This window comes from Scytonema sp. HK-05, assembly GCF_963872035.1.
GTDB lineage: Bacteria > Cyanobacteriota > Cyanobacteriia > Cyanobacteriales > Nostocaceae > Kalymmatonema.
On the sequence record NZ_CAWMYC010000142.1, the window covers coordinates 26067 to 36809 of the forward strand.

At 42.0% G+C, this 10743-nt stretch carries 9 protein-coding genes; 3 read left to right on the forward strand and 6 right to left on the reverse strand.

Going from position 1 to position 10743, the window contains the following annotated elements; genetic code table 11:
- Positions 1 to 119 precede the first annotated feature (119 nt).
- Entirely contained in the window at positions 120 to 1361 is a 1242-nt protein-coding gene (locus AACT52_RS32350; protein ID WP_073634719.1) for an RNA-guided endonuclease InsQ/TnpB family protein, read from the forward strand.
- A 31-nt stretch (positions 1362 to 1392) separates the two neighbouring features.
- On the opposite strand, the gene AACT52_RS32355 is transcribed toward AACT52_RS32350, so the two are convergent.
- The 5 genes from AACT52_RS32355 to AACT52_RS32375 form a co-directional block, all read right to left on the reverse strand.
- The gene (locus AACT52_RS32355) at positions 1393 to 1764 is read right to left on the reverse strand and encodes a hypothetical protein (protein WP_041037276.1); all 372 of its coding nucleotides are present in this window, start codon (positions 1762 to 1764) and stop codon (positions 1393 to 1395) included.
- Positions 1765 to 1820: 56 nt separating this feature from the next.
- A complete protein-coding gene (locus AACT52_RS32360; RefSeq protein WP_041037274.1) occupies positions 1821 to 2156 on the reverse strand; it encodes a hypothetical protein in 336 nt (111 codons plus the stop codon).
- 340 nt (positions 2157 to 2496) lie between these two features.
- Complete coding sequence (locus AACT52_RS32365; RefSeq protein WP_041037272.1) at positions 2497 to 2808, reverse strand: hypothetical protein; 312 nt, start codon at positions 2806 to 2808, stop codon at positions 2497 to 2499.
- A 3-nt stretch (positions 2809 to 2811) separates the two neighbouring features.
- Complete coding sequence (locus AACT52_RS32370) at positions 2812 to 3063, reverse strand: hypothetical protein (protein ID WP_073634720.1); 252 nt, start codon at positions 3061 to 3063, stop codon at positions 2812 to 2814.
- A 10-nt stretch (positions 3064 to 3073) separates the two neighbouring features.
- On the reverse strand, positions 3074 to 3493 hold the full coding sequence (locus AACT52_RS32375; RefSeq protein WP_073634721.1) for a hypothetical protein: 420 nt from the start codon (positions 3491 to 3493) through the stop codon (positions 3074 to 3076).
- Positions 3494 to 4132: 639 nt separating this feature from the next.
- Between AACT52_RS32375 and cysK the strand changes: the two genes are divergently transcribed.
- Positions 4133 to 5086, forward strand: coding sequence for a cysteine synthase A (gene cysK, locus AACT52_RS32380; RefSeq protein ID WP_073634722.1), 954 nt, complete (start codon positions 4133 to 4135; stop codon positions 5084 to 5086).
- Between the two features lie 268 nt (positions 5087 to 5354).
- Here cysK and AACT52_RS32385 read toward each other — a convergent pair whose 3' ends face one another.
- Positions 5355 to 6134 (reverse strand): hypothetical protein, encoded by a 780-nt coding sequence (locus AACT52_RS32385; protein ID WP_073634723.1) that lies wholly within the window; start codon positions 6132 to 6134, stop codon positions 5355 to 5357.
- Positions 6135 to 7005: 871 nt separating this feature from the next.
- Between AACT52_RS32385 and AACT52_RS32390 the strand changes: the two genes are divergently transcribed.
- Positions 7006 to 10584: a caspase family protein gene (locus AACT52_RS32390; RefSeq protein WP_073634724.1), complete on the forward strand. Its 3579-nt coding sequence runs from the start codon at positions 7006 to 7008 to the stop codon at positions 10582 to 10584.
- The last annotated feature ends 159 nt before the right edge of the window (positions 10585 to 10743 follow it).

Here is a 10743-nt window from a genome sequence, read left to right on the forward strand (position 1 = left end):
GGGGATGAAAGCCATGACGCAGGGTTAACCAAGCGCCGTGATGTTATCTTTTCAGTATCTTCACACAATGCTTATACTCTACGTGATAGCATAAAAATGTAGTTGGTTAGGTCGAGCCGATGATAATTTACGAGTTCAAAGTTAAAGGGAAAGACAAGCAATACAGGGCAATTGATGATGCTATTCGTACTAGTCAATTCATTCAGAACAAATGTTTACGTTACTGGATGGATAACAAGGAGAAAAAAGTTGACAAGTACGTTTTAAACAAGCATTGTGCTGTACTTGCTGCTGAGTTCCCTTTTGCCGATGAACTTAATTCAATGGCTAGACAATCTGCGGCTGAACGTGCGTGGGGTGCAATAGCTCGGTTTTACGATAACTGCAAAAAGAAAGTCAAGGGTAAAAAAGGATTTCCGAAGTTTAAAAAACACTGTCGTTCAGTGGAATATAAAACATCGGGATGGAAGCTCTCTACTACCCGCAAAGCCATAACCTTCTCAGACAAGAAAGGCATTGGGACTCTGAAATTGAAAGGAACGTATGACCTAAACTACTATGCAATCAAACAGATTAAGCGTGTTCGGTTGGTGCGTCGTGCTGACGGATACTATGCTCAATTTGCGATTGATATTGATTTGAAGGTTGAAACGCAACCTACTGGTCAGGTAGTGGGTATTGACCTGGGATTGAAGTACTTCATTGCTGATAATATTGGCAATGTAGAACAGTCTCCCCAGTTTTATCGAAAATCTGAGAAGCAGTTAAATCGGGCTAACCGCAAAAAGTCTAAGAAGTACGATAAGGCAAGATCGAGCGCCAAAAAACCACAATCAACCAACTACCACAAAGCCAGAAATAGGTATGCTCGTAAGCATTTGAGAGTAAGTAGGCAACGAAAAGAGTATTGCAAGAGATTGGCATACTCCGTCATCCAATCTAACGATTTGGTAGCCTATGAAGACTTGAATGTTAAGGGCTTGGTACGTAACCGACATCTGGCTAAGTCAATCACTGATGCTGGCTGGTCAACTTTTCGCTCGTGGCTGGAGTATTTTGGTCACAAGTATGGGAAGGCAACGGTTGCCGTTCCTCCCCACAACACAAGTCAGAATTGCTCTAACTGCGGCAAGAAAGTGAAAAAATCCTTGTCTACTAGAACCCACGTTTGTCCACATTGCGGATTTGTGGAAGACAGAGACGTAAACGCAGCCATCAATATCTTGAGACTAGGTCTCAGTACCGTAGGGCATACGGGAACTTACGCTTGGGGAGATTTGCCCTCTTGGGCGGTTGGCCGGGGCCTGCTGTCTAACGGCGAGTCAACGAACCAAGAATCCCCTGGCTTTTCGAGCAAATGAGCGTAGCGAAATTTGTTCAGCCAGGGGAGTGTCAAAGCCAATCTCGATAAGCCGAAATTTCATTGACGCTGATTTCAAACGGCGTCCCCTTGCCAAATGGCGGATATACGCGGATTTTGGCGCTACTAGCAAAGCGTTCCAACCTATTGCCAATTGGTGGAATATTGCTGACTATATGCCAGTAAGTGACGATGTCAGGACAGTCGATAACCAGCATTAAAGCGCCATCATCGGTTGTGACATACCACTGACAGCTAGACAACAATGCTCGTGTAATTTGGTCGCACGCTTCAAAAAAGCATCTACCAGTGGAATGTTCCAGCTGCGATCGCAGTATTTTATCAACTTGCGTTGCTTCAGTTGAAGGCAAATCATCTGGAGGAAGAAAGGATCTATTTTTCATACAAGCCCCTTGAGATTAAGGGTTAATAAGCGAGGAAGTTGCGTTCACTATTATTCTTAGGTTCTGACTAAGTGCAAATCCAACCACAGGCGTGGATATATATGCTTGATTTTTGACATTGGATCGCGCAGCAGTCGTGTTGCATTCAGGAAGACTACCTGAACTAGCCCCATATTTTCTGCTATCTCTCTTAAAACTTCTTTGTGAGCTTGCACATAAGGCATTATTTCCTCAGAGCAATAAATTCCTATGTATTGCAAGCGTTTAGGAGGTCGTCCCCAGTAAGAGGAGATAACTTTCACATAACAGCCGTCTAGTAATTCCCCTACTTTTGGGTAATAGTGATTGACGACCCTCATGAATTCTTTTGCTAGGATGTCTTCACTAATCATGACAAAAGATATTTTTGTAGGGATTGTCACACTATTAAATATAGCATAATTCTATTATGCTTCTAGTACAATTATCCCTAATTTATTATAAAATTAAGGTTAATATTTATGAATAAAAACATATTTTCCTATTTTTTATAAATCAATCATACTTGAAATTCCTTAAAGGAGAATTCACACATTAACAGCTTGTAGGGTGAGCAATGCCCACCCTACGTTTTTAGCTATTTAAAAGCAAAAACTAAGTAATATTGTTACTTGATTTTTCCCAAAAGACTGTTATCAATAATGTGCAAGTTTGCACACTTCGATTACATTTAGATTTTTGGAGTGTCATTTTTTATCGGACATTACGCTCTGATACCAACACTTCCGCTACCAGGCTTGGCAATTGGTTAAGGTCAAGATATCCGTCAGAAGCACGGCTGGGTGAAAGAAATGTATAGTCTGGGTCGCACGCCCCGTTATCGTAAACTTGGATATACCACCTATCAGGAAATCCTGGAACACCCAGTTCCACAATGTACCAACTTTGACCAATCAGGCGAGAGTTAACAATGACAAACCATTCTCTATTTTCTTCTAAAACATTCCACTCAGCCATCAAAAATTCTAACGCTATTTGTCCCGCGTCAGTTGAAGTCAGTAGCATTATTTACTCCTTATTTGAAACATCAGGATAGAATCCCAATTCCTTAGATAACTCACGTGCAACATGGATTAAAAACTGGGCACCATCCTGATTGCCTTGGTGTGCAAATCCAGTTGCCACTTGCATGATTGTTTGTATCAAACCAGCATCAAGCAATTCTGGTTGAGCTTCTAAAACTTCTGGTTCTTGACCATTCGGGCAACGAAGCAGTTGGTCAATGAGATTGAAATACAAGTCTTCTCGTTGTTGAGTCATGGTTAATAATTTATTGTTCAATGCCTTGCCAAAGTCTTTCTAACATTTCTACTTGTTGCTGAAAAACAGCAGCGCGATAAATCAGATATCTGTCATATAAGAAAACGACTGTTCCCAGAAAAATAGGCAATAACAAAAAGAACCATTGTAATATCTTGAAAATTGTGTACTGTTTGGTGTTCGTTAGGGATTGCTCGACAAAATTAGTAGCAGAATGGACGTTAGACGTATCTTGCTCTGATTTTTCTTCTTGTGTACGAGTTAATCCAACTTCACTTGTATGACTCTGATTAAGTTCACAAGCTAAACTCTTTGTTTGTACTAGTTCCATATGTCGCTCCCAAACCATGCTAAATACCACTAGCTCTGGAGAAAGCACCAATACAGTAACTAAACAAACTGTCAGAAATTGGACAAGTTTGAATTTCATTCAGATCTTACTGCTAACTGTTAACTGTTAACTGTCAACTGCTAACTGTCTGTTGGGCTAAGAAGTCCCCCCTCATTCCTCGGCTTTCACCTGCGAATTTTGGGGGGTAGAGGGGAATCTCTGCGTAAATCCTATAGGTTTTATATCAGATGTCTCACCACAGAAGAATTTATTGCGATTGGATCAAGATTATTAAATTAATTAGGGTTGTACTCAAAGCTTGCAATTCTTACTAGATAAGTGTTATAAAATTTTTTTGGGTACAGGTGCTAGACTTTCGACCCTGGGGGACTAGTATTTATCAAAAGGGGTTCTGGTGTTTGTGTACTCAACATCAAACCTATCTAAACTTTCGTACTGGCAAGTTTTTTTGCTATTTTTTTAAGGATAAAGCTTGTACTCAAAAAATGTATTACTATAAAAATATATAGTTAAGTAATAGAAAATACTAAAAAGGTCATAAAAATTAGGACTTTGTTCAAAAATAACAGAATATTAATCATTTTCTCAAAATCGTTTAAAATTAACTTTAATTAACTTGATTGACTTTTAAAATCTCTGTTTATGTACTCACTTGCTATAGTTTAATGTCTATAAATAATTCCGTTGATGAAAAGGCATCTTTTTAGGATATAATTCATGCAGATTGCTCGGGACGTTACAGAACTGGTTGGACGGACTCCTTTAGTTCAGTTAAACAAAATTCCTCAAGCTGAGGGATGTGTAGGGAAGATTGTCGTTAAGTTGGAAGGAATGAACCCAGCAGCTTCGGTGAAAGACCGCATTGCTGCAAGTATGGTGAAGGCGGCTGAAGAAGAGGGGCTGATTCAGCCTGGAAAAAGCATTTTAGTTGAGCCTACATCCGGGAATACAGGAATTGGATTGGCGATGGTGGCGGCGGCGCGGGGCTACGATTTGATTTTGACAATGCCCGAAACCATGAGCTTGGAACGGCGCGCTATGCTACGAGCATATGGTGCTGCTTTGGAATTGACACCTGGGCTTGAGGGAATGCGGGGTGCGATTCGCAAAGCCGAAGAAATCGTCGCTAAGACTCCTGGTGCTTTTTTGTTGCAACAATTCCGTAACCCAGCTAATCCCAAAATTCATAGAGAAACCACAGCAGAGGAGATTTGGGCTGATACTGATGGGCAAATAGATATCCTTATTGCAGGTGTGGGTACTGGTGGAACGATTACCGGAGTTGCAGAAGTCCTCAAAGCGCGCAAACCCAGTTTTCAGGCGATCGCTGTGGAACCAAGTAACAGCCCCGTGCTTTCTGGAGGGCAACCAGGACCGCATAAAATTCAAGGTATTGGTGCCGGATTTGTCCCAGAAGTTCTGCGCAGCGATTTCATAGATGAAGTGATCACCGTCAGCGATGAGCAGGCGATCGCCTTTGGGCGGCGGCTAGCCAGGGAAGAAGGTTTATTATCTGGTATATCCTCTGGTGCTGCTTTGTATGCTGCAATACAGGTAGCGAAACGCCTAGAAAATGCAGGTAGTTTAATCGTGATGATTCAGCCTTCCTTTGGCGAACGTTACCTCAGCACCCCCATGTTCCAAGATAAGATGTTGGAAACTGCGCGATAAGGGTAGCCCTGCCAGTAAGAGAGGCAGAGCCTCCCAATGGTATTCAAAAGGAAGAGACTGAGAACAAGGCAATCTCTCAAAGAAATACACGTAGGGTGTGCCATGCCGACTATTTCTGGGTTATATCTGGGTTTTGGTGAGCATGGCACACCCGAAAGATACTGAACGGTATTGACCTATGAACGCAACTCCGTATTAGTCCACTGCAGTGGACTGAAGCTATCAGCCAGAGACTTAAGTCTCTGGCTAGTATAATATCAAGCAGATATCAAACTAAATATCTAGTATTCGGTACGATGGGGAAGAAAGCGTACTCGTACCACGCTGTCCAAATGAAACTGCGAATCCATCGACCACGCTTTTCGGTATTTAACTCATAATCAAATACTCCCAGTGACTGATCAATAGAAGATAAGTGAGATTCGCAACCGCAGCCGTGCTGATAGGTAAAACCGTACTTGGAAGCAATGCTTTGTATCTTCATCTGCACAGCAAACACTTTTCCAGCATGCAGGACTGCATCCCAAGAGCGCTTGTGTTCTATATCACGCGGGTCAAACCGTAAAGCTCGTTCTTCAAAAACGCTATCTCGGTCAATGGGAGCAAGATGCACTTGGTAAAAGCTGGCGGGAAGTTCATAATCAAACTCATTAAACAATTCTAGACCAATGCGAGCGACCTTCACCTCGTTAGAGTAATCTGCTCCCTTTGACTCCAATTCACGCAGAACTGCTTCAAAATCAGGGTATCTCTCAACCTTAAAATCTTGTCCGTAGAACTCAAGTGTCTCCCGTGCCAACAATCCGAACAACTCACGAAACGCAGGTTTGAGGTGAGCTAGTTCCGGGCGTTCGTTAAATAAATCAACGTCTCCCTGTTCCAATTTGTATTGAAACAGCTGCGCCATCTCAACATAAGTCTGCGGATTTGCTAGTCCAACACCAGCTTCTCCTACAGCAATGTCTTGCCACACCTTTGGCAATTGAGAAATAGGAACCGCATTTTCTCCAACAATGACTTGAACTTGAGGAGCATCGAGAATAAGCATAGGCAAACTCCACAGCAATATCCGTAGCTAAGTTAACGCTGAGTTTACCTTGGGTAGGGTTTTTGCTGTATGGTGGGCGTCACCCATCATCAGATCTAAGCCGCTGATACACTGCATAAGTCCTACCAACTGACAACTATTAAAAAGAAGGCAGAAAAACTAAGGATTTTGATGCCTGAGTTGGTTGGCAGTTCAAGACGACTGTTGACGAAGTGAAAAAACGCCGTCATCTGAGCTTGTTAATAGAGACATGATAGCTTTAGGAGAACAAAATAACTATGAGTCGTAACTTATACGCTTTGTTAGTTGGTATCAACAATTCTCCCGATCTAAATCACCGTTTAGAACAGGGCAAACGCACCTTAATTGTGCCAGTTTAAGGTGCGTTTGCCCTGCAATAAACTCTAAATTAATCGCATTAACGTCTGCTGATTGACAATTATTTAGGCGATCGCCTTGACCTTCAGAAAATCACTCAAACAATAAATTCTAATTCTTTCGTTTATGCATTAACCACGTTTTTGTCAAGACTAATTTAGATGCGTTTGCCCTGCAAGCGAAGCCAGAACCATGAAGGCGGGATTCATATCTAAGTTTTCAACTAATCCGACTTAACGCAGTCGGCGTGAGCTTCAATCTCAAGACTGCATAAGTTGACGTCTGCTTCACCTATTAAGAATACAGAAGAAAAGCTCATTCATGCTTAGCTTCTGTTAAGTAAATAAACTAATACTTTCTACACATATAACCTTATTTGTGTTAACGCGTTAGTTCTAGCTAAAAACCTTTACCTGTAGGTGTCCTCTACCTGCTAGAGTCTTCTAACTTCATCGAGAATACACTCACTTAATTTGAAGGAGAAAAATCTACAATGACACGGAATATCTACGCATTACTAGTTGGGATTGATAAATACGTAAGTGTTTCTCCATTGCAGGGCTGTGTAAATGATATAACTGCAATCAAAGAGTACTTAGAAAGGCGGGTACATACTGATAGATACCAGTTACATCTACGCACATTATTGAACGAACATGCTACCCGACAGGCAATCATTGATGGTTTGCGTCAATATCTGTGCCAAGCGGTTCGTAAAGATGTGGTTCTGTTTTATTTCTGTGGTCATGGTGCAAGGGAAAAGGCGGGAGAAGAATTTAAAGATTGGGAGCTAGATGACGCTCATGAAACGATAGTGTGCTACGACAGCCGATCGAAGACTAATGGAAAAAAAGTGCCTGATCTTGCTGACAAAGAACTGCGCTATCTCATCTCTCAAGTCGCTAATAAGGGAGAAAATAGCCCGGATCACGTTCTTGTTGCTTTTGACTGTTGCCATTCCAGTTCTGGAACTCGAGATTTAGATGATAAAGATGGCGTTCGCCAGATCGATGACCTAGCTTCTGCTAGAGAATATAGTGACTTTTGTTTTGCTGACCAAATTCCAAAAGATAAGCTCAGTTCTGAAACCTTCCCTCAAGGAGACCATACCTTTATTGCTGCTTGCCTCAACACTGAGACCGCAAAAGAGACTTCACAAGAAAATTCCCAAAAGCGTGGGCTATTCACCTACTCCCTTATCAAGGAACTTGAGAGTCCGAATGCAACGTTGTCCTATAAAAACTTAATTCAAGAAGTGCGAACTCGTGTTACAGGCGTTCGGCTTTACCAAAACCCTCAACTTGAGTTTGTTAAAGGGATAGATTCGGCAAATCCAAACAGAACTCGCTCAGAGAACCTAAAAATAGAATCTTTAGCATTTTTAGGTGACCCGGCAATCATAAAACCCCGCGATCCATCCTTTACACTCAAACATCGTCCCTATGTTCAAGCAACAAGGAGTGGTGATCGAGAACAGCAAGAGGAGTGGGTTATCAACGCAGGAGCCTTTCAAGGCATCCAGGAGGACATGGAACTTGCGGTTTATACAGAAGGCAGTAAGTACGAAGATTTTCAGATTTCAGCAGAAGAAGAAAATGCAAGCGAACCAAAGCCTATAAAAGCTGGCTCTGTGAAAGCGATCGCTCATATCAAAATTAAAACAGTTCGCGCTAATGAAAGTGTTGTCGAGTTGGTTTCTGGGACTGAAACCTTATCATCAGATAGTGGTAAATCAGATAGTAGTAAGCAGTTTCCTGCTATTGTGATCAAGCGACCTGTACCGAAAGTTCTATTTTATTTTGATTTTGAAGGTGAGAAAGGCGCAAATCGAGAATTATTAGAAAAAGTCAAACAAAAGCTAGAAGAATGGCGTTCCTTTGCTGTAGGTGTGATAGACGATCCCAAGGAAGCCCACCAATACCGTCTTTATGTCTGTAATCAGCAGTTTGAAATTAGAGATGGCATTGATAATCGGCTCTTGATAGAACCATTTACAGCAGAAGACAATGATTTCTCGATAAGTTTAGCAGCGAACCGGGTAGAGCATATTGCCAAGTGGATTACAACTCGGGATCTAGAAAATCCCAATTCGTCTATTAAAAAAGATGGGATTGAGATCGAAGTAACCTATCAAGGAGTCACCAGCAAAGAGCCACACCTAGTTCTGTATCAGCAATCAGAGAAGCCTAGAATTCACTTAAAAATTAGAAATCAATCGGGATATCGTCTCTTCTTCACCCTCTTAGATATTTCTAGTGATTACTCAATTGCCGATCCTGAAATTCTATATGACGGTGAGAACAAAGTTCAATGGCTTGAGATTGAGGATGGTGTTACTTACACAGCTAAGTATAAACCTTCGGGGCAAAATAAACTACGAGAAGATACCCCAATTGGCATTCCCAAGAAGTATAAGGAGCTAACAGAGTATGGAGAAACGCTTAAACTGATTGCAAGTACGCATTCATTTCCAATTGAACAGTTCAAACTCCCGTCTTTACCAATTGCTTCTAGTGGTGAGCGAAATATTGGGGAAGATGAAGAACCTCCTGTTGGAGACTGGGTGACCAAGCAGTTTGGATTCACCTTCATTCGTTCTAAACCCTCAGTAGATATCAGTGCAAATACTCAGACTAAACTTTCCGAAGGTATCTCTATTCGGGTGCCTGATGGGTTTTCAGCAAATGCTAGCCTTAAGCCAATATCGACTGTATCTAGTGAACGAAGTCTTGATGGCACAGTTATTGAGTTGCCTCTGCTGAAGGATGCTGAAGCGTTCGATCTAATAGATCGTCGAAGAGGCGATCGCGGCATTAGCCAAATCCCCGATCAGCAATTGAGTGTATTAGAGCTATCGGGAAGTGACTTAGCAATTGATAAAGTCACTCCAGAATCCCCAATTGTGATTTCGAGCGATCGCTTTCTTAAACCTAACGAAGGTATTTTAGCGATTGCCCACGATGGCGATTTCTGGCTTCCAGTAGGATACGCAATGCCGAAAGAGGATGGCAAGACTGAAATTAAAGTTGAACGCCTGATCGCGCACGGTAAAGAGGTTACACAGGGTGGCGAACGCAAGATTTCCGAAGCCATATCCCTCTATTTCCTAAAAGTTGTGTTGCAAAGAAAGCAAACTGCTTGGTTAAGGAAAGCAATATTTAATCCAGACGGTACAGTCTTTTTCACTCCAAAAGGAGATTTAGAATCCGTTAAGAAAGCTGTAGCAGTTGCCGAGCATATTGTTGTCTTTATTCATGGGATCTTGGGCGACACTGAAAGCATGATTCCGAGTATGCAGACTACCGGATTATTGAATTCAGATGGAAGCAAGGAAAAAGGAAAATATGATTTGGTACTGGCATTTGACTATGAGAACTTGAACACAGAGATTCAAAACACAGCGAATATACTCAAACAGCAATTGAAAGAGGTTGGGCTAGGAGATGGACACAATAAGACCCTACACATCATTGCTCATTCGATGGGTGGTCTAGTGTCACGCAGCTTTATTGAGCAGCAGGGTGGTAACAAAGTCGTTAACCACTTGATTATGTTGGGTACTCCCAATGGGGGATCTGAATGGTCATCGGTGTATCAACTAGCAACTTTGCTGTTGTCGGCGGGCTTAAACTTCATTCCAAAATCATTTGTAGCCGGACCAATCGTGTCCCTACTGACAAATAAAGCCACTGATAAAATGAGTAATACATTGAAACAGATGAATATTCAGGATTCTCAGCTTCTGCCCGAACTCAGGCGCTCTCAAGATCCTCAGTGTCCTTATACCATCATTGCGGGGAATACACAGTTAAATCAGGAGTTAAATAAAAAAGCTGAAAACTTACTGAAAGCACTGGAGAATAAGGTATGGAAAGGGCTTGAATTTCCGTTCAAAGGGCAGAGCAATGATATTGCCGTTACGGTTGAGAGTATCTTCACTCGGAAAGTTTTTGAGGGTCGCAATCCTGCCGTCAATTTTATCGATCCAGTCGCCTGTAACCATCTTGTCTACTTTAAGGATCAAGACGGATTGAATGCCCTTACTCAGGCAGTACGCCAGGCATTCGACTGAACTTTAACGTGAGTCTCCAACGAAGGCGCACCTACGGGAAGGGCGAAAGAAAACTGTGTTTTCTTAGGAGCAGTTCAACTGGCGGCGCAGGTGGTGCGCCGCTAAAATCCGTCGAACTCACGTAACTTTAAACCAGAAAATTGGTTAATCGAAGCAATA